The organism is Streptomyces sp. NPDC001492 (genome assembly GCF_053597275.1).
In genome coordinates this window covers 26878-44335 of the sequence record NZ_JBSFHW010000019.1, presented here as the reverse complement: position 1 = coordinate 44335, position 17458 = coordinate 26878, and the positions used below count along the sequence as shown (strand labels likewise).

Below are 17458 nucleotides of genomic sequence, written 5' to 3'. Positions count from 1 at the left end.
ATCAACCGCATCCCTTGAAGTTCGGGGTCGTTTGGACATACGTGCACGCATACGACATCCCCCGCCGCCAGTCCTTCCAGCCGATTCCCTCCGCCCGCTCGGCCCAGGACATTTCGGGCAGCCATTCGGCCACGCCCATCTACGACGCGCTCTGGTCCGAGTACGTCAAGTCCTTCCGTACGCTGCCCGGTGACCGCAGCGGCGAGGAGAACCTGGGGTTCGTCGCCTTCGGGAACATTCCGACCAGTTCGGACCCGCACGGAGGTCATCGGCCAGGGTCGTTCAGCAGCTCGTACAGCGCCTACAGCGCCGGGGCCTACAGCGCCCGGCAGCAGACGCAGTGGCAGCGCGTACCGGCCGCACTGCCACCCGGCCCGCGCGGCGTCCGCTGAGACGTTCACCGGCACATGGGGGAGGGCGGTCCCGATCGGGACCGCCCTCCCCCATGTGCCGTCTACTTCTTCTTGTTGCCGCGCTTCTCGCGCACCCGCACCGAGATATGGATCGGCGTCCCCTCGAAGCCGAACTCCTCGCGCAGCCGGCGCTCGATGAAGCGCCGGTAGCCCGCCTCGATGAACCCGGAGGCGAACAGCACGAACCGCGGGGGCTTGGTGCCGGCCTGGGTGCCGAAGAGGATGCGGGGCTGCTTGCCGCCGCGGATCGGGTGCGGGTGGGCGGCGACCAGCTCTCCGAGGAAGGCGTTCAGACGGCCCGTCGGGACGCGGGTCTCCCAGCCGGCCAGCGCGGTCTCGATCGCCGGGACCAGCTTCTCCATGTGACGGCCGGTGCGCGCCGAGACGTTCACCCGCGGCGCCCACGAAACCTGGCCGAACTCGGTCTCGATCTCCCGCTCCAGGTAGTAGCGGCGCTCCTCGTCGAGGGTGTCCCACTTGTTGTACGCGATGACCATCGCGCGGCCCGCCTCGACGGCCATCGTCACGATCCGCTGGTCCTGCACCGAGATGGACTCGGAGGCGTCGATCAGGATGACCGCGACCTCGGCCTTCTCGACCGCGGCCGCGGTGCGCAGGGAGGCGTAGTAGTCGGCGCCCTGCTGGAGGTGGACGCGCTTGCGGATGCCGGCGGTGTCGACGAACTTCCAGGTGACGCCGCCGAGTTCGATGAGCTCGTCGACCGGGTCGCGGGTGGTGCCCGCCAGCTCGTTGACGACGACGCGCTCCTCGTTCGCCACCTTGTTGAGGAGGGAGGACTTGCCGACGTTCGGGCGGCCGATCAGGGCGATGCGGCGCGGCCCGCCGATCGCGGTGCCGAAGGTCTGCTCGGGTGCTTCCGGCAGGACCTCCAGGACGGCGTCCAGCATGTCGCCGGTACCGCGGCCGTGCAGCGCGGAGACGGGGTGCGGCTCGCCGAGACCCAGCGACCACAGATAGGCCGCGTCCGCCTCACCGCTCTGCCCGTCGACCTTGTTGGCCGCCAGCACCACCGGCTTGCCGGCCTTGCGCAGCAGCCGTACGACCGCCTCGTCGGTGTCGGTCGCGCCGACCTTGGCGTCGACCACGAACACGACGGCGTCGGCGGCCTCGATCGCGTACTCGGCCTGCGCGGCCACGGAGGCGTCGATACCGAGGACGTCCTGCTCCCAGCCGCCGGTGTCGACGACCTTGAAGCGGCGGCCCGACCATTCGGCCTCGTAGGTGACGCGGTCGCGGGTGACGCCGGGCTTGTCCTCGACGACCGCCTCGCGCCGCCCGATGATGCGGTTCACGAGAGTCGACTTGCCGACATTCGGCCGGCCGACGACGGCGAGGACGGGCAGCGGGCCGTGACCGGCCTCCTCGATGGCACCCTCGACGTCCTCGAGGTCGAAGCCCTCTTCCGCGGCGAGCTCCATGAAGTCCGCGTACTCGGCGTCGCCAAGCGCTCCGTGGTCGTGCTCCTCGCCCGAGCCGTCGGAGTGGATGTGGTCGTTCATGAAGTCCGTACCTCGTCGTTCATCGTGGTGATCGGTGGGCCATCCGGTTTCTCCGGCTGATCCACTACTGAAGTGTCGCTCAGCGCCCGGTCAGGCGCCTGGCGTTTTCCAGATGCGCGGTGAGCTGCTTCTGGATGCGTTCGGTCGCCTCGTCGAGCGCCTTGCGCGTGCGCCGTCCGCTGCCGTCGCCCGCCTCGAAGGGGTCGCCGAAGACGACGTCGATACGGCTGCGCAGCGGAGGCAGCCCCTTTATCAACCGTCCCCGCCGCTCGGAACTTCCCAGTACGGCGACCGGGACGACCGGTGCTCCACTGCGTACGGCGAAGTAGGCGAGGCCGGCGCGCAGCGAGGCGAAGTCGCCCTCGCCGCGGGTGCCCTCCGGGAAGATGCCGAGGACTCCGCCGGCCGACAGGACGTCCAGGGCCTGGGTGATCGCCCCGCGGTCGGCGACCGAGCGGTCCACCTTCAGCTGGCCGATGCCCAGCAGGAACGGGTCGAGCGGGCCGACGAACGCCTCCTTCTTGATCAGGAAGTGCGTCGGCCGGGGCGCCACGCCCATGACCATCGGTCCGTCGATGTTGTGGGAGTGGTTGACGGCGAATATCACCGGGCCGGTGGCGGGCACCTTCCAGGAGCCCAGCACCCGCGGCTTCCACAGCCCGTACATCAGTCCGACGCCGATCCGCCGCCCGACCTCGGCGCCTTTCTCGGAGGGGACGGGGGGTGCGGTCACTTTCCGGCCCGCTTCTCCTCGACGAGGGTGACGACGCATTCGATGACCTGCGCGAGGGTGAGGTCCGTGGTGTCCACCTCGACCGCGTCGTCCGCCTTGGCGAGCGGCGAGGTCTTGCGGGAGGAGTCGGCCGCGTCGCGCTTGATCAGCGCCTCGCGGGTGGCGTGCACGTCGGCGCCCTTCAGCTCGCCGCTGCGGCGGGCGGCACGTGCCTCCGGCGAAGCGGTGAGGAAGATCTTCAGGTCGGCGTCGGGCAGCACGGTCGTACCGATGTCACGGCCCTCGACGACGATGCCCTGCTCCGCGGAGGTGGCCAGCGAGCGCTGCAGCTCGGTGATCCGGGCGCGCACCTCGGGCACCGCGCTGACCGCGCTGACCTTGGAGGACACCTCCTGGGCACGGATCGGGGCAGCCACGTCGGTGCCGTCGACCGTGATCGTCGGATTGGCCGGGTCGGTGCCGGAGACGATCTCGGCCTTGCCCGCAACGGCGGCGATCGCGGACGGGTCGTCGATGTCGATCCCGTTGTTCACCATCCACCAGGTGATCGCCCGGTACTGGGCGCCGGTGTCCAGGTAGCTCAGGCCGAGCTGCGCGGCGACGGCCTTCGACGTGCTCGACTTGCCGGTGCCGGCCGGACCGTCGATGGCGACAATCACGGGCTTGGCGACGCCGTTTTCCACGGGGGGACACCTTCCTGGTGCGGTGTGGTGGGTGTACGGGGCCGCGATCGTGCCCTGCACAAGGTTACTGGGTGCGGGCCACTCATCCGGACGAGTGGTTGCCGGTCCCCGCCGGTCACCGCACTCCAGCCCGTCCCGGGCACTGAGGCACCGGCCAGATCACTCCGGCCCGTCCGGCGTTTGAGGACGAGGCCGTTGAGGCCGAAGCGGGGGGTCTGGGGGCGGCAGCCCCCAGGGACGGGACGGGAAGGGGCGGCGGGGGCGAGAACTACTGCCGGATCGCCCAGCCCCGCTCCCGCAAGGCCGCAGTGAGGACCGGCGCCGCCTGCGGCTCCACCATCAGCTGCACCAGCCCCGCCTGCTGCCCGGTCGCGTGCTCGATCCGCACATCCTCGATGTTGACCCCGGCCCGACCGGCATCCGCGAAGATCCGCGCCAGCTGCCCCGGCTGGTCGTCGATGAGAACGGCCACGACCTCGTACGCCCGCGGAGCGGACCCGTGCTTGCCCGGCACCCGGACCTGTCCGGCGTTCCCGCGCCGCAGGACGTCCTCGATGCCCAGGACACCCTCACCGCGCTTGGCCTCGTCGGAGGACTGCAGGGACCGCAGCGCCTGCACCGTCTCCTCCAGGTCGGCGGCGACGTCGGAGAGCAGGTCGGCCACCGGGCCGGGGTTCGCGGACAGGATGTCGATCCACATCCGGGGGTCGGAGGCGGCGATCCGGGTCACGTCCCGGATGCCCTGACCGCACAGCCGTACGGCCGCCTCCTCGGCGTTCTCCAGCCGCGCGGCGACCATGCTGGAGACCAGGTGGGGCATGTGGGAGACCAGCGCCACCGCGCGGTCGTGGGCGTCGGCGTCCATGACGACGGGGACGGCCCGGCAGTGCGAGACCAGCTCCAGGGCGAGGTTGAGCACCTCGGTGTCGGTGTCCCTGGTCGGCGTCAGCACCCAGGGGCGGCCCTCGAAGAGGTCACCGGTGGCCGCCAGCGGCCCGGACTTCTCACGGCCCGACATGGGGTGTGTGCCGATGTACGCGGACAGGTCCAGGCCCAGCGCCTCCAGCTCGCGGCGCGGTCCGCCCTTGACGCTGGCCACGTCGAGGTAGCCGCGGGCCGCGCCCCGGCGCATGGCGTCGGCCAGCACCCCGGCCACATGGGCGGGCGGCGCGGCGATGATGGCGAGGTCGACCGGTCCGTCGGGGGCCTCGTCGGTGCCGGCGCCGAGCGCGGCGGCCGTACGGGCCTGCTCGGGATCGTGGTCGGCGAGGTGGACGACGACGCCCCGCTGGGACAGGGCGATCGCGGCGGACGTACCGATGAGTCCGGTGCCGATGACGAGCGCGGTCCTCACTGGGCGATGTCCTTGCGCAGGGCGGCCGCGGCGCCGAGGTAGACATGGGCGATGTCGGCGCGGGGGCGGTCCGACTCGATGTGCGCCAGGACGCGCACGACGCGCGGCATGGCGCCCTCGATGTCCAGCTCCTGGGCGCAGATCAGCGGCACGTCGACGATGCCCAGCTTGCGTGCGGCGGCCGCCGGGAAGTCGCTGTGCAGGTCGGGCGTGGCCGTGAACCAGATGCTGATCAGGTCGTCGGCGCTCAGGGCGTTCCGCTCGAGAATGGCGGTGAGCAGGGCCCCGACCTGCTCGTCCATGTGCCCGGCCTCGTCCCGTTCCAGTTGGACGGCTCCCCGGACCGCTCGTACCGCCACGGCTCTGCTCCTCGCTGCTGTACACCTCGGCTCTTTGTACAACCCAGCCTAGTCAGCACCCGCCGCGCGGACCCTCGGCGCCCGCCCGCTGAGACAACCCGACGATCTACGACAATGTCACCTGAATGTCTCTATTCCGCTACTTGGTCGGAGCGCGCCCCGTGCGCCTCTTTACGCCGGGCCCGCCCGTCCGCTCTGATGGCAGGAAACCCGCCTCGGGGGAGGCCCGTAATGAAGCGTCCTGGACCGCTGCTGACTCTGCTCGCGGGACTGCTGCTCGGCGTGTTCATGCTCACGCTCAACGCGACTTCGGGGACGAAGACCACGTCGAACCCGTACAAGGAGAACTCGCCGGCCGTTTCGGCGCCGCCGACGCCTTCCACGACGAGCCCGTCGGCCGCCCCCTCCCCGTCGCGTACGGCGGCGCCGAGCGGCGTCTACACCGGCCGTACGGACGACGACTCGTCGGCGGTCGCCGTCTCGCTGCGCGGCGGCAAGGCGATCGCGTATTTCTGCGACGGCCACAACATCGAGTCGTGGCTGAAGGGCGAGGTGAAGGCGGACGGCAGCCTGAGCCTGACCGGCGACCACGGCGCGAAGCTGAACGGCGCGCTCAAGGGGAGCAGGCAGCTCCGCGGCACCGCGGACCTCGGAGGCGGCCACTACACCTTCACCATCGACAAGGCGAAGAAGCCGTCCGGGATCTACCGGGCGAACAGCCAGGTGGCCGGCGCCAGGATCGTCGGCGGCTGGATCGTCCTGCCCGGCGGCAAGCAGGTCGGCATCGTCACCCGCGACGGAGAGCCCTCGGCGGCGCCCACCATCGACCCGGAGACGGGCGCGACGACGGTCGACGGCCAGCAGCTCACGGCACACCCCGTAACGCCCTGACCTTCTCCTCCTGCCCCAGGGAGCCGACATGTCCGTCGACCCGAACGCCGCCACCCAGAGCTTCCCGCCCCAGCCACCGGCCCACCGCGCACCGAGCCCCGCCCGCTATCTGATCCCGGCCCTGGTGGCCGCCGCGGTGGCCGTCGGGCTCGGGGCGTACGGCAAGGTCCACGACCCCGCCGGCACGGCCTTCAACCTGGCCGGGTTCAGCAGCACGGGCGCGGTGAAGTCGTGGCTGGCGTCGACCGCGTTCTTCTTCGCGCTCGTCCAGCTGGTCAGCGCGTTCATGGTGTACGGCAGGCTGCCGGGGCCGCGCTGGGCGTCGGCGCTGCACCGCTGGTCGGGCCGGATCGCGTTCCTGGTGGCGGTCCCGGTCGCCGTGCACTGCCTGTACGCGCTGGGCTACCAGACCTACGAGACGCGCGTGATGTGGCACTCCGCCCTGGGCTGCTTCTTCTTCGGTGCCTTCAGTGCCAAGATGCTGCTGCTTCGCTCACAGCGGCTCCCCGGCTGGCTGCTGCCGGTCGTCGGCGGGCTGGTCTTCACCGTTCTCACGCTCATCTGGCTGACGTCCGCCCTCTGGTTCTTCCGCACGTTCGGAGTGACGACATGACCCACCGCTCGACGCGGCGCACGGTTCTCCTCGCGACGGGCGCGGCGACGCTCGCCGCGGGCTGCAGCAAGTACGGCGACAACAGCGACTCCGGGTCCTCCGCGAACGCCTCCGGCGGGCAGGAACTGGCGAAGACCTCCGAGATCCCGGTCGGCGGCGGCAAGATCTTCAAGGACGAGAAGGTCGTGGTCACCCAGCCGAAGAAGGACGAGTTCAAGGCCTTCTCGGCGATCTGCACGCACCAGGGCTGCACCGTGGGCAGCATCGCGGACGGCATCATCCACTGCCCGTGCCACAAGAGCGAGTTCCGCATCACCGACGGCTCGGTGGCCGGCGGCCCGGCGCCGAAGCCGCTGCCCGCGGAGCAGATCAAGGTGGAGGGAAATTCGATCCGCCTGGCGTGAGACGCCGCGTACGCTCCGGGACATGCTTCCCGAGACCCTGGTGCGCGACCACACGATCTACGCCTGTGTCATGGGTTCGCGCGCCTTCGGTCTGGCGACGGACGGCAGCGACACCGACCGCCGGGGTGTGTTCGTGGCCCCCACCCCGTTGTTCTGGCGCTTCGAGAAGCCGCCGACGCATGTCGAGGGTCCGGCCGAGGAGCAGTTCGGCTGGGAGCTGGAGCGCTTCTGCGAGCTGGCCCTGCGCGCCAACCCGAACATCCTGGAGTGCCTGCACTCCCCGCTCGTGGAGTACGCCGACGACACCGGGCGCGAACTCCTCGCGCTGCGCGGCGCGTTTCTCTCCCGCCGGGCGCACGGGACGTTCACGCGCTACGCCCTGGGCCAGCGCAAGAAGCTGGAGGCGGACGTCCGCACGCACGGCGCCCCGCGCTGGAAGCACGCCATGCATCTGCTCCGCCTCCTGATGAGCTCCCGCGATCTGCTGCGCACGGGCGCCCTCGCCCTCGACGTGGGCGAGCAGCGCGAGCCCCTCCTGGCCGTGAAACGCGGCGAGGTCCCTTGGCGGGAGGTCGAGTCCTGGATGAACCGCCTGGCCGCGGAGGCCGACGAGGCAGCCCGCCGCAGCCCCCTCCCCGAGGAGCCGGACCGGCCCCGCGTGGAGGCCTTCCTCCTCCGCGTCCGCCGCGCCTCAGCGCTCCAGCCGGATGCGTACGACGAAGTCGTGCAGGGCGTCGTGCACGGTCGGGGCGTCGGGTAGCGCCGACGTCTCCCGCGCCGCGTCCAGCACGCCGTGCAGCCGCTCGACGTCGGCCCGCACGCGCGCGTGGTCGACATCGGCACCCCCGTGCTCCCGCTCCGCCTTCGCCGCGATCAGCTCCGTCAGGTAGGCGGGGGCGTCCACCTCGCCCAGCAGCGTGGGCAGATGGGCCTGCACCTCGCCGCTGCGCATCAGGTGGATCCCGGTGAGCAGGACCCGGAAGGTGTAGAGCAGCGGCTTGAGCTCACCGGTCTTCTCGAACAGCCGCCACTGGGTGTTCGCGAATCCGCGGTAGTGATGGGCGTGATGGCTGGTCAGGACACCAGGCGCGAGCGCGGCCAGTTCCTGATGCGCGTCCGTGCTGTGGACGACCAGGGGCGACAGCAGCTGCTCCAGCACATAGCCGTTGCGGCGCAGCATCAGCCGTACGAACTTGCGCAGGTCGTGCGTGACCAGGTCCAGCTCGACGCCGTCGCGGTCCCACATCCGGGACCGGGTCTCCTCCGGCTCCCGCAACCCCAGCAGATCCGCGGTCGGCAGCAGGTGCACGCCCCGCAGGTCCACGTCCGAGTCGCGGGAGGGGAAGCCGTAGAGGTGGGCGCCGGAGACGGTCGCGAACACCACCGGGTCGGGCTGTTCGGCGACCACCGGCGTCAGGTCGAGGTCCAAGGCGTCGATCATGACTCAAGCGTCCCAGAGGGCCCCGAGCGTCAGCAGGTCGGTGCGGTATTCGATGCGGTCGGCCCATTCGGTGGGCCAGGCGTCGGCGCCGAGGTGCGCGCCCGCGAAGGCACCCGTCAGGCACGCGATGGAGTCCGAGTCGCCGGAGGTGCAGGCGGCCCGCCGGAGAGCCGTCACCGGTTCGTCGGCGAAGAGCAGGAAGCACAGCAGACCCGTCGCCAGGGCCTCTTCGGCGATCCAGCCCGCCCCGGTGGCCAGGCACGGGTCGGTCTCCGTCGAGGCCGTGCGTACGGCGTCCTGGAGGCGGCCGAGGATCTCCAGGCACTCGTCCCAGCCGCGGGCGATGAAGTGCTCGGGGCTCGGGTCCTGACTGCGCGTCCACAGGTCGCCGAGCCAGGTGTGGTGGTAGCGGCTGCGGTTCTCCAGGGCGTACGAGCGCAGCAGGCCGACGAGGCCGGTCGGCTCGGCGCCCTGTGCGAGCAGCCGTACCGCGCGGGCGGTGAGGTCGGAGGCGGCGAGCGCCGTCGGATGTCCGTGGGTCAGGGCGGACTGCAACTGGGCGGCGCCCGCGCGCTGTTCGTCGCTCAGGCCGGGGACGAGCCCGACGGGCGCGACCCGCATGTTGGCACCGCAGCCCTTGGATCCGATCTGGCTGGCGTCCTGCCAGGCGCGGCTCTCGTCCTTCAGCAGGCTGCACGCCCGCAGGCAGGTGTTCCCCGGTGCCCGGTTGTTCTCCGGGGACTGGTACCAGTCGACGAACTCCTCGCGCAGCGGCCGCTCCAGCCGCTTGGGGGCGAGCACACCGCGATCCATGGCCGTGCGCAGGCCGCGGCCCACCGCCAGCGTCATCTGTGTGTCGTCGGTGACGATCGCGGGCGTGGGCAGCCGCATCTGCCGCCACGGCCCGCACTTGGCGAGGATCGACGGCACGTCGTTGAACTCGGTCGGGAAGCCGAGGGCGTCCCCGAGCGCGAGGCCGGTCAACGCGCCGGTGGCTGCTTGCTTGTCGACGAGGGTCGCGGTCATGCGGGGCGTCCTTCCCGGGACGGTCGGAGGAGGGGCGGGTGCAGCGCGGTGGCCGGGCCCGCCCGATAGAGCGCGGCGGGTTTGCCCCGGCCGCCGGTGAGGCGGGCGGCGCCCGGCACGGCCTCGACGAAGCCGGGCGTGGCGAGCACCTTGCGGCGGAAGTTGGGCCGGTCGAGAGCCGTGCCCCAGACCGTCTCGTAGACGTGCTGGAGCTCGCCGAGCGTGAACTCGGGCGGGCAGAAGGCGGTGGCGAGACAGGTGTACTCCAGCTTGGCGCCGACCCGTTCGTGGGCGTCGGCCAGGATGGTGTCGTGGTCGAAGGCGAGCGGCCGGGCCGAGTCGTACGGCAGCCAGCTCGCCCGCGCCGCGTCGCTGCCGGCCCGCGGTTCGGGGGCGTCGGGCAGCAGCGCGGTGAAGGCGACGGACACGACCCGCATCCGGGGGTCGCGGTCGGGTTCGCTGTAGGTCCGCAGCTGCTCCAGATGCAGCCCGGTGACGTCCGCGAGGCCGGTCTCCTCGGCGAGTTCGCGCCGGGCGGCCGTCTCCGCCGACTCCCGTGGCTCCACGAAGCCGCCGGGCAGTGCCCAGTGACCGGCGTAGGGGTCCTGGCCGCGCTCCACGAGGAGGACGTGCAGGGCGCCGTCACGGATCGTCAGGACGGCGAGGTCGACGGTGACGGCGAAGGGTTCGTAGGCGTACTTGTCGTACTCCATGGCACCGGACCTCCACCCCTCGGATCTTTAATGGTCATGTCGACTATAAACACGGGGTGGGTGCTTCCACAACCCCGAGCGCTTCCACAACTCGGGTGCTTCCGCGCCCCCGAGAGGGGTAACCGGCACCGCATGGGCGAGATCCTCGTGGGCACGTGCTCGTGGACGGACCGGGCACTGGTCGGCAGCGGCTGGTATCCGGCAGGGAGCAAGGACGCGGAGGGGCGGCTGAGGCACTACGCCGAACGCTTCCCGGTCGTCGAGGTCGACTCGGCGTACTACGCACTGCCGAGCGCCCGCAACAGCCTCCTGTGGACCGAACGGACGCCGGACGGCTTCGTCTTCGACGTGAAGGCGTTCTCACTGCTCACCGGGCACCCGACGCGGGACGCGGTGATGCCGGACGGGCTTCGGGCCGACCACCGGGATCCGAAGGTGCTCGACCAGGTGTGGGCGCGCTTCACGCAGGGGATCGAGCCGCTGCGGGCGGCCGGGCGGCTCGGCAGCGTGTTGTTCCAGATGCCGCCGTGGTTCCGCCCCGGAAAGCGGGGCGGTGAGTTCCTGCGGGAGTGCGCCGAGCGGACCGAAGGGTGGCCGGTCTCCGTGGAGTTCCGGCATCCCGGATGGTGGCGGCCGGAGTGGGCGGAGGCCACGCGCGCGTTACTGACCCGGTACGACATGACCGCCGTGGCGGTGGACATGACGCAGTCGCTTCCCTTGTCGATCCCGCCCGTCACACCGGTCGCCGCGCCACGGCTGTCCGTCGTCCGGTTCCACGGGCGGAGCGCGGCCTGGGGGTCGGGGAGCAAGGAGGACCGGTTCCGGTACGACTACGCGGAGGACGAACTCATCGACTGGCTGCCCCGGTTGCGGTCACTGGCCGGACGGACGGAGCAGCTCCACGTGCTCTTCAACAACTGCTGCGGTGCCGCCGCGGTCCGCGCCGCCGAGACCATGATGGGGCTGCTCGGCGGCGCGGAGTGGGCTCACACCCGCGTGTGTGACGGTGCGAACGCCGCCACCACCGCCCCCGCTCCGGCCGCGCCGGCCGACACCCACAGGGCCGGTGCGCAGCCGTCCAGGAAGGACGACGGTGAGCCGTAGCCGCCGTACTGCGTGAAGACCAGGGCGGCGACGGCGATGCCGAAGACGCCGCCCAGTTCCCGCAGGGCGTTGTTGACGCCGGCCGCGACGCCCGCGTCGCCGAGGGGGACGGCGGAGGTCACGGCGTTGGCGACGCTGGGGAAGACCATGGAGATACCGATGCCCGCGATGATCAGCGGGAGGACCAACTGCCCGTAGTGGACGCCGGGTTCGACCTGCCAGGCCAGCAGCGCGAGGCCCAGCGCCTGCAGGGCGAGGCCGCCGAACATGAAGGGCCGGGTGCCGAAGCGGTCCGCGAGGGCGCCCGCGACCGGGGCGACCAGCAGCGGCATCGCGTTCCAGACGAGGATGCGCACGCCCGCCTGGAGCGGGGAGTAGCCGAGCCCGGTCTGGAAGAGCTGCGTGATCATGAAGAGGGCGCCCAGCAGGGACCCGAAGACCAGGAAGGCGGCCGCGTTGGCGACGGAGAAGCCGCGGTTGCGGAAGTGCGCGAGCGGCAGCATCGGGTAGCGCGCTCCCCTGCGCTCCCAGAGGAGGAACGCTGCCACGAACACGATCCCGGCGGCCAGCGCGGTCAGCACCTCGGCGCTCCCCCAGCCCGCCTGCGGCGCGCGGACCGGCGCCCAGGCCAGCCCCGTCACCCCGACGGCCGCCAGCACCAGTCCCACGAGGTCGAGCTGGGGCCGCGTTCCGTAGCTCTCGCGGAGCCTGGTCGCGGCGAAGGGCAGCATCGCAAGGCCGATGGGCACATTCAGCCAGAAGATCCACTGCCAGGACAGACCCTCGGTGACGGCCCCGCCGAGCACGGGTCCGGCGGCCACCCCGAGCCCGGTCACCCCGCCCCACACGCCGATGGCGACGCCGCGCTTCTCGGCCGGGAACGCCTCGCTGATCAGGGTCAGGGTGAGGGGAAGCAGTACGGCGGCACCGGCACCCTGCACCACGCGCGCGCCGATGAGCTGGCCCGGGCCGCCCGCCAGCGCGGAGGCGGCCGAGCCCAGGGTGAAGACGGCGAGCCCGGCGAGGTACATCCGCCGCCGCCCGAACCGGTCGCCGAGCGCGGCTCCGGTCAGGGTCAGACAGGCGAAGACCAGGTTGTAGGCGTTGATCGTCCACTCCAGGTCGGACAGGCTCGCCCCGAAGTCGGCCCGCAGGGCGGGCAGCGCGGTCGCGACGACCACGACGTCCAGGGAGCACAGCAGCGCGCCGAGCCCGGCGAGAAGGACGGTCCACACGGGTCGGTGCGGGGCCTGTCCTGCGGGTGGTTTGCGTACGGAGACACTCAGTGTGTCGGTCATGACGGGGGTTCCTTCCATGAGCTCTTGAGGTCGCTCACGGAAGGCAGACCACCCTCACTCCGGAAAGGAATCGCACCGCCCCAGAAAGGCCAGCAGACGCGCCTCGGGCCCTGCCTCCAGCGGTACGGCCACGGGCGCGCCGAAGCGCACGCCCCGGTCCCCGGCCGCGACCACGCACCGCGCCACCGCCAGCAGCTCGGCCGCCAGCGGGCCCGGTATGGGCCGGGGCCGCCCGCAGGCCTGCGCCACGTCCCATCCGTGCACGGCGATCTCCACCGCTCCCGCGGCGGCCATCACCCGTACGTCCAGCGGCACTTCGCCCACCAGCACCCGTCCCTCCGGCCCGGCCGCCCAGGCGCCGAGCAGGGCACACGCGCGCGTGCGGAAGGCGCAGGCGAGGTCTCCCCCGGGGCGCATCGGCGTCAGCCCGATCCGCCCTCCCGTCAGCCCCTCGTGCAGGGCGTCCAGCGAGTCGTCGAGATGCCCCAGCAGCTCCCCCAGGTCCCACTCGGCACACGGGGTGCCGCGCTCCAGACTCCCGGACCCGACCCCGGCGACACTCCCCAGCGCGTAGGCGAGCGAACGCTCCAGCAGCTCACCGCAGTTCATGACAGCACCCTGGGGAACCCGAAGCGGTCGACCTGCGCGAGGTCGATGAAGGCCGTGATGCGGGCCAGCGTGCCGCCCGCCACGGTGAGCACCTGCACCGAGTGCGCCCGCAGCACGCCGTCCACCCCGCGCACGTACATGACGACGGCCGGCTGCCCGTTCGCACGCGTGGGCAGCATCCGGTAGCGGTCCGCTCCATGGCCCCTGGCCCGCAGGAACAGCAGCACGTCCTTCTTGCCGTGGAACCACTCCAGGTTGGGCGGCATCTCCAGCTCGACGCCGTCCTGGAGGAGGTCGAGGAGCGCGTCCATGTCGGCGCGTTCGAAGGCGGCCATGTACCGGTCGAGCACCTCGCGGTCCGCCGAGCCCTCGGGCTCGACGACGAGGTCCTCGTCGGGGGCGACCTCGTCGAGCCGTGCACGCGCGCGTTGGAGGCTGCTCTTGACGGCGGCCGTCGAGGTCCCGAGCAGCGAGGCGACCTCGGACGCCCGCCAGGCCAGTACGTCCCGCAGGATGAGCACGGCCCGCTGCCGGGCGGGAAGATTCTGCAGCGCGGCGACCAGCGCGAGCCGCAGGCTGCCGCGGGCGGCCACGACGGTCGCCGGGTCGACGAGAGAGTCGGGCAGCGGCTGGAGCCACGGAACATCCGTCGCAGGGGTCCTCAGCGGCTCCTCAGGCGCCTGTGACGGCTCCCCGAGCCCCGCGGGCAGGGGACGCCTCGCGCGGCTCTCCAGGGCCGTCAGGCACGTGTTGGTGGCGATGCGGTGCAGCCAGGTCCGCAGGGACGCGCGGCCCTCGTAGCCCTCGTAGGACCGCCAGGCCCGCAGATACGTCTCCTGCACCAGGTCCTCGGCCTCGTCGACCGAGCCCAGCATCCGGTAGCAGTGCGCGAGCAGCTCCCGCCGGTACGGGTCCGTCAGCCGGACGAACTCGTCGCGGTCCGTCGTCGTAGCAGGCATGGCCATTCCTCTCGCCGGTCACGTGTACAGACCGGCGGGGGACCGAAAACGAATCGGCCGGTCCCGGAGAGAATCCGGAACCGGCCGTTGCACATGACCGTCAGAGGTCGACTTCCTGCATCAGCATGCCGACCTCGGTGTTCGACAGCCTCCGCAGCCAGCCCGACTTCTGGTCGCCCAGGGTGATCGGACCGAAGGAGGTGCGCACCAGCTTCTCGACCGGGAAGCCGGCCTCCGCCAGCATGCGGCGCACGATGTGCTTGCGGCCCTCGTGCAGGGTCACCTCGACCAGGTAGTTCTTGCCGGTCTGCTCGACCACCCGGAAGTGGTCCGCGCGCGCGTACCCGTCCTCCAGCTGGATGCCGTCCTTGAGCTTCTTGCCCAGGTCGCGCGGGATCGGGCCGACGATCGCGGCGAGGTAGGTCTTCTTCACGCCGTACTTGGGGTGGGTCAGACGGTGCGCCAGCTCACCGTGGTTGGTGAGCAGGATGACGCCCTCGGTCTCGGTGTCGAGCCGCCCCACGTGGAAGAGCCGGGTCTCGCGGTTGGTGACGTAGTCGCCGAGGCACTGCCGGCCCTCGGGGTCCTCCATCGTCGAGACGACACCGGCGGGCTTGTTGAGCGAGAAGAACTGATACGACTGCGTGGCGACGGTCAGGCCGTCGACCTTGACCTCGTCCTTCTCCGGGTCGACGCGCTTGCCCTGCTCCAGGACGATCTCGCCGTTGACCTCGACGCGGGCCTGCTCGATCAGCTCCTCGCAGGCACGCCGGGAGCCGTAGCCCGCGCGCGCGAGCACCTTCTGCAGCCGCTCGCCCTCCTGCTCGGCGCCCGGGAAGGTCTTGGGCAACTTGATGTCCTTCTTGCCCGCGTACCGCTCGCGGTTGCGCTCCTCGGCCCGGGCGTCGTACTCACGGGAGCTCGCCGGAGCCGTACGGCCCCGACCCGTGCCCTGGCCCTGCCTGGGGCCGCCCTTGGCGCCGCCGCGCGCCGAGGCGCCGCGCCCCGACTTCGGGCCGTCCTGGGTGGCGCCGGGGCCCACGTCGTAGCGCCGCTCCTCCGGGCGGGGCTTCTTCGGCCGGCCGCCCTGCTTGTCGTCGCGGTTGTTACCGGCGCCGCGGAAATTACCGCGGCCACCGCTGCTCCCGCCGCGGCCGCCGCTGTTGCCACCACGGCTCCCGCCGTTGTTTCCGCTGCTGTTCCTGCCGCTGCTGCTTCGCATCAAAGTTCCGTCTTGTCGTCTGCGTCCTCGGAATCCGGAGCGTCCGGATCGAACGACGGAACCCCTTCCAGTGTCTCGGCCTCGATCGCCTCCGCCTCCGGGAGGAAGGGCGCGAGCTCCGGGAGCTCGTCCAGACCGCGCAGGCCCATCCGCTCCAGGAAGTAGTTCGTCGTCGTGTACAGGATCGCACCTGTTTCGGGTTCCGTGCCCGCCTCCTGGACCAGACCCCGCTGGAGCAGGGTGCGCATGACCCCGTCGCAGTTGACTCCTCGTACGGCCGAGACGCGGCTGCGGCTGACCGGCTGGCGGTAGGCGACGACGGCGAGGGTCTCCAGGGCGGCCTGGGTGAGCCGGGCCTGCTGGCCGTCCAGGACGAAGCCCTCGACGGCCGCCGCGTACTCGGGCCGGCTGTAGAAACGCCAGCCGCCGGCGATCAGCCGCAACTCGAATCCGCGGCCCTGCACGGCGTATTCGTCGGCCAGCTCCCGCAGTGCGTCCCCGACCTGCCGCTTCGGCCGCTGGAGGATCTTCGCGAGGTGTTCCTCGGTCGCGGGCTCGTCCACGACCATGAGGACGGCCTCCAGGGCGGGCTTGAGGTCGAGGTCGGCGACGGTGCGGGGCCCTGCCGGGAGGCCGGTGGTGTCCTCGCTCACGCCTTGTCCTCCTTGGGTGGCTCGGGCGGTCGGTCGAATTCGTCGGTCACCATCGGCTGGGCCTCGCCCTCGCCGCCGGTCCAGCGCACGATCAGCTCGCCGAGCGCCGTCTCCTGGTCGAGGGCCACGGCCTTCTCCCGGTAGAGCTCCAGCAGGGCGAGGAATCGCGCGACGACGGTGAGGGTGTCGTCGGTGTCCTCGACCAGCGCCCGGAAGCTGGCCTCGCCGAGCTCCTTGAGCCGCGCGACCACGATGCCGGCCTGCTCCTGCACGCTGACCAGCGGGGCGTGGATGTGGTCGACGTACACCTGGGGCTTCGGCTTCGGCTGCATCGCTTTGACGGCCAGCTTCGCGAACCCCTCCGCCCCGATGCTGATGACGACCTCGGGCAGCAGCTCGGCGTGATGGGGCTCAAGTCCGACGGTACGGGGATAACGCCGGGCCTCCTCCTCCAGCCGCCGGTTGAAGATGTCGGCGATCTGTTTGTAGGCGCGGTACTGCAGCAGCCGCGCGAACAGCAGGTCACGCGCCTCCAGGAGCGCGAGGTCGGCCTCGTCCTCGACCTCGGCGGAGGGCAGCAGCCGGGCGGCCTTGAGGTCGAGCAGGGTGGCCGCGACCACGAGAAACTCGGTCGTCTGGTCCAGATCCCAGTCCGGCCCCATCGCCCGGATGTGCGCCATGAACTCGTCGGTCACCTTGGACAGCGCAACCTCGGTGACGTCCAGCTTGTGCTTGGAGATCAGCTGAAGCAGCAGATCGAAGGGCCCCTCGAAGTTGGAGAGCCGAACCTTGAAGACACCGTCCCCGTCGGCCTCACCGGGAACGGCTTCCGCCCCCACCCCCACTTCCTGGGACGCACCACCGACCCCGTCCAGAGGCCCGGGCGCCACGACTTCCGTCCGAGACTCGGATCCCGCCCCCGGAACCAAGACTCCCGGCTCGCGCACCACCTCCGGAGTCGCAGCCTCCGTCCAAGGCCCGGAACCCGACCCCCCAATCACGGCCTCCGACTCGCGCACCACCTCCGGAGTCGCAGCCTCCGTCGAACGCGCAGCGACCGCCTCCGGCCCCACGGCGCCCGGCGCTGGACCCGGCTCGAGGCCCACGGACCGCCGCCCGGCGGCATCTACCGCCTGCGGCCCGGAACCCGACCCCGGAATCAGGGCCTCCGACTCTCGGACCACCTCCGGGGCCACGGCCTCCGCAGAAAGCGCCGCCTCCGGCGCCACGGCGCCCGGCTCCGCAACCGGCTCAGCGCCCACGGACCCGTGCCCGGCGACCGGCACCGGAGCCACGAGATGCGGGCGTTCGGACACGGCCTCCGGGCTCGGATCCGGTTCGGGGGCGGCAGCCTCGGAGGTCGTCTCCGCAGGGGCCGGGTCCCCGGGAGGAGCCACCGGCTCGACCCGTGGAGCGCCGGGGCCCCGCCCCAGTGCACGCCGACGACCGCCGGAGGCGCCGGC

20 protein-coding genes are annotated in these 17458 nt (G+C 71.7%); 6 read left to right on the top strand and 14 right to left on the bottom strand.

Annotated features, from left to right (window positions below):
- Positions 1-41 precede the first annotated feature (41 nt).
- Positions 42-392, top strand: coding sequence for a hypothetical protein (locus tag ACWC1K_RS23840; RefSeq protein ID WP_450834040.1), 351 nt, complete (start codon positions 42-44; stop codon positions 390-392).
- A gap of 62 nt (positions 393-454) precedes the next feature.
- Here the strand turns inward: ACWC1K_RS23840 and der are convergent, their stop codons facing one another.
- The 5 genes from der to aroH form a co-directional block, all read right to left on the bottom strand.
- Entirely contained in the window at positions 455-1933 is a 1479-nt protein-coding gene (der, locus tag ACWC1K_RS23835) for a ribosome biogenesis GTPase Der (RefSeq protein WP_450834038.1), read from the bottom strand.
- Positions 1934-2012: 79 nt separating this feature from the next.
- Complete coding sequence (locus ACWC1K_RS23830) at positions 2013-2705, bottom strand: lysophospholipid acyltransferase family protein (RefSeq protein ID WP_450834036.1); 693 nt, start codon at positions 2703-2705, stop codon at positions 2013-2015.
- Complete coding sequence (gene cmk / locus ACWC1K_RS23825; RefSeq protein ID WP_450834035.1) at positions 2663-3349, bottom strand: (d)CMP kinase; 687 nt, start codon at positions 3347-3349, stop codon at positions 2663-2665. Before cmk ends, ACWC1K_RS23830 begins: the two co-directional genes overlap by 43 nt.
- 268 nt (positions 3350-3617) lie before the next feature.
- A complete protein-coding gene (locus ACWC1K_RS23820) occupies positions 3618-4703 on the bottom strand; it encodes a prephenate dehydrogenase (protein ID WP_450834033.1) in 1086 nt (361 codons plus the stop codon).
- The gene (gene aroH, locus ACWC1K_RS23815; RefSeq protein ID WP_450834031.1) at positions 4700-5062 is read right to left on the bottom strand and encodes a chorismate mutase; all 363 of its coding nucleotides are present in this window, start codon (positions 5060-5062) and stop codon (positions 4700-4702) included. Before aroH ends, ACWC1K_RS23820 begins: the two co-directional genes overlap by 4 nt.
- Before the next feature lie 231 nt (positions 5063-5293).
- Here aroH and ACWC1K_RS23810 point away from each other — a divergent pair, with 231 nt between their 5' ends.
- Genes ACWC1K_RS23810 through ACWC1K_RS23795 form a run of 4 tightly spaced genes read left to right on the top strand, consistent with a single transcriptional unit; the run spans position 5294 to position 7730 of the window.
- Positions 5294-5953 carry a hypothetical protein gene (locus tag ACWC1K_RS23810; protein WP_450834029.1) on the top strand — a complete coding sequence of 220 codons (660 nt, stop codon included), beginning with the start codon at positions 5294-5296 and terminating at the stop codon, positions 5951-5953.
- Between the two features lie 28 nt (positions 5954-5981).
- Positions 5982-6566: a DUF6529 family protein gene (locus ACWC1K_RS23805; protein ID WP_450834027.1), complete on the top strand. Its 585-nt coding sequence runs from the start codon at positions 5982-5984 to the stop codon at positions 6564-6566.
- On the top strand, positions 6563-6970 hold the full coding sequence (locus ACWC1K_RS23800; protein ID WP_351483610.1) for a Rieske (2Fe-2S) protein: 408 nt from the start codon (positions 6563-6565) through the stop codon (positions 6968-6970). The genes ACWC1K_RS23805 and ACWC1K_RS23800 overlap by 4 nt, the downstream gene beginning before the upstream one ends.
- A gap of 22 nt (positions 6971-6992) precedes the next feature.
- Entirely contained in the window at positions 6993-7730 is a 738-nt protein-coding gene (locus ACWC1K_RS23795; protein WP_450834025.1) for a nucleotidyltransferase domain-containing protein, read from the top strand.
- Here ACWC1K_RS23795 and ACWC1K_RS23790 read toward each other — a convergent pair.
- Genes ACWC1K_RS23790 through ACWC1K_RS23780 form a run of 3 tightly spaced genes read right to left on the bottom strand, consistent with a single transcriptional unit; the run spans position 7662 to position 10150 of the window.
- Positions 7662-8411: a nucleotidyltransferase domain-containing protein gene (locus ACWC1K_RS23790; RefSeq protein WP_450834024.1), complete on the bottom strand. Its 750-nt coding sequence runs from the start codon at positions 8409-8411 to the stop codon at positions 7662-7664. The genes ACWC1K_RS23795 and ACWC1K_RS23790 overlap by 69 nt on opposite strands.
- 3 nt (positions 8412-8414) lie before the next feature.
- Positions 8415-9437: an ADP-ribosylglycohydrolase family protein gene (locus tag ACWC1K_RS23785; RefSeq protein WP_450834022.1), complete on the bottom strand. Its 1023-nt coding sequence runs from the start codon at positions 9435-9437 to the stop codon at positions 8415-8417.
- Positions 9434-10150, bottom strand: coding sequence for an NUDIX hydrolase (locus tag ACWC1K_RS23780; protein ID WP_450834021.1), 717 nt, complete (start codon positions 10148-10150; stop codon positions 9434-9436). The genes ACWC1K_RS23785 and ACWC1K_RS23780 overlap by 4 nt, the downstream gene beginning before the upstream one ends.
- 132 nt (positions 10151-10282) lie before the next feature.
- Here ACWC1K_RS23780 and ACWC1K_RS23775 point away from each other — a divergent pair, with 132 nt between their 5' ends.
- Entirely contained in the window at positions 10283-11254 is a 972-nt protein-coding gene (locus ACWC1K_RS23775; RefSeq protein ID WP_450834019.1) for a DUF72 domain-containing protein, read from the top strand.
- On the opposite strand, the gene ACWC1K_RS23770 is transcribed toward ACWC1K_RS23775, so the two are convergent.
- The 6 genes from ACWC1K_RS23770 to ACWC1K_RS23745 form a co-directional block, all read right to left on the bottom strand.
- Positions 11137-12552 carry a DHA2 family efflux MFS transporter permease subunit gene (locus ACWC1K_RS23770; protein WP_450834018.1) on the bottom strand — a complete coding sequence of 472 codons (1416 nt, stop codon included), beginning with the start codon at positions 12550-12552 and terminating at the stop codon, positions 11137-11139. The two genes, ACWC1K_RS23775 and ACWC1K_RS23770, sit on opposite strands and share 118 nt — an antisense overlap.
- Before the next feature lie 54 nt (positions 12553-12606).
- Positions 12607-13161, bottom strand: a complete 555-nt coding sequence (locus tag ACWC1K_RS23765; RefSeq protein ID WP_450834016.1) for a TIGR03086 family metal-binding protein — start codon at positions 13159-13161, stop codon at positions 12607-12609.
- Positions 13158-14120, bottom strand: a complete 963-nt coding sequence (locus tag ACWC1K_RS23760; RefSeq protein ID WP_450834014.1) for a sigma-70 family RNA polymerase sigma factor — start codon at positions 14118-14120, stop codon at positions 13158-13160. Before ACWC1K_RS23760 ends, ACWC1K_RS23765 begins: the two co-directional genes overlap by 4 nt.
- Positions 14121-14220: 100 nt before the next feature.
- Positions 14221-15342 carry a pseudouridine synthase gene (locus ACWC1K_RS23755; protein ID WP_450834012.1) on the bottom strand — a complete coding sequence of 374 codons (1122 nt, stop codon included), beginning with the start codon at positions 15340-15342 and terminating at the stop codon, positions 14221-14223.
- Complete coding sequence (gene scpB, locus ACWC1K_RS23750) at positions 15342-15995, bottom strand: SMC-Scp complex subunit ScpB (protein ID WP_450834010.1); 654 nt, start codon at positions 15993-15995, stop codon at positions 15342-15344. Before scpB ends, ACWC1K_RS23755 begins: the two co-directional genes overlap by 1 nt.
- Positions 15992-16945 (bottom strand): segregation and condensation protein A, encoded by a 954-nt coding sequence (locus ACWC1K_RS23745; RefSeq protein ID WP_450834008.1) that lies wholly within the window; start codon positions 16943-16945, stop codon positions 15992-15994. The genes scpB and ACWC1K_RS23745 overlap by 4 nt, the downstream gene beginning before the upstream one ends.
- Positions 16946-17458: the final 513 nt, after the last annotated feature.

Bases quoted from the DNA above. Each gene is read 5' to 3' on its own strand.
- der (WP_450834038.1), bottom strand. From the start codon at position 1,933: ATGAACGACCACATCCACTCCGACGGCTCGGGCGAGGAGCACGACCAC.
- ACWC1K_RS23830 (WP_450834036.1), bottom strand. From the start codon at position 2,705: ATGCGTCGTCACCCTCGTCGAGGAGAAGCGGGCCGGAAAGTGACCGCA.
- ACWC1K_RS23810 (WP_450834029.1), top strand. From the start codon at position 5,294: ATGAAGCGTCCTGGACCGCTGCTGACTCTGCTCGCGGGACTGCTGCTC.
- ACWC1K_RS23805 (WP_450834027.1), top strand. From the start codon at position 5,982: ATGTCCGTCGACCCGAACGCCGCCACCCAGAGCTTCCCGCCCCAGCCA.
- ACWC1K_RS23800 (WP_351483610.1), top strand. From the start codon at position 6,563: ATGACCCACCGCTCGACGCGGCGCACGGTTCTCCTCGCGACGGGCGCG.
- ACWC1K_RS23795 (WP_450834025.1), top strand. From the start codon at position 6,993: ATGCTTCCCGAGACCCTGGTGCGCGACCACACGATCTACGCCTGTGTC.
- ACWC1K_RS23790 (WP_450834024.1), bottom strand. From the start codon at position 8,411: ATGATCGACGCCTTGGACCTCGACCTGACGCCGGTGGTCGCCGAACAG.
- ACWC1K_RS23785 (WP_450834022.1), bottom strand. From the start codon at position 9,437: ATGACCGCGACCCTCGTCGACAAGCAAGCAGCCACCGGCGCGTTGACC.
- ACWC1K_RS23780 (WP_450834021.1), bottom strand. From the start codon at position 10,150: ATGGAGTACGACAAGTACGCCTACGAACCCTTCGCCGTCACCGTCGAC.
- ACWC1K_RS23775 (WP_450834019.1), top strand. From the start codon at position 10,283: ATGGGCGAGATCCTCGTGGGCACGTGCTCGTGGACGGACCGGGCACTG.
- ACWC1K_RS23770 (WP_450834018.1), bottom strand. From the start codon at position 12,552: ATGACCGACACACTGAGTGTCTCCGTACGCAAACCACCCGCAGGACAG.
- ACWC1K_RS23765 (WP_450834016.1), bottom strand. From the start codon at position 13,161: ATGAACTGCGGTGAGCTGCTGGAGCGTTCGCTCGCCTACGCGCTGGGG.
- ACWC1K_RS23760 (WP_450834014.1), bottom strand. From the start codon at position 14,120: ATGCCTGCTACGACGACGGACCGCGACGAGTTCGTCCGGCTGACGGAC.
- ACWC1K_RS23755 (WP_450834012.1), bottom strand. From the start codon at position 15,342: ATGCGAAGCAGCAGCGGCAGGAACAGCAGCGGAAACAACGGCGGGAGC.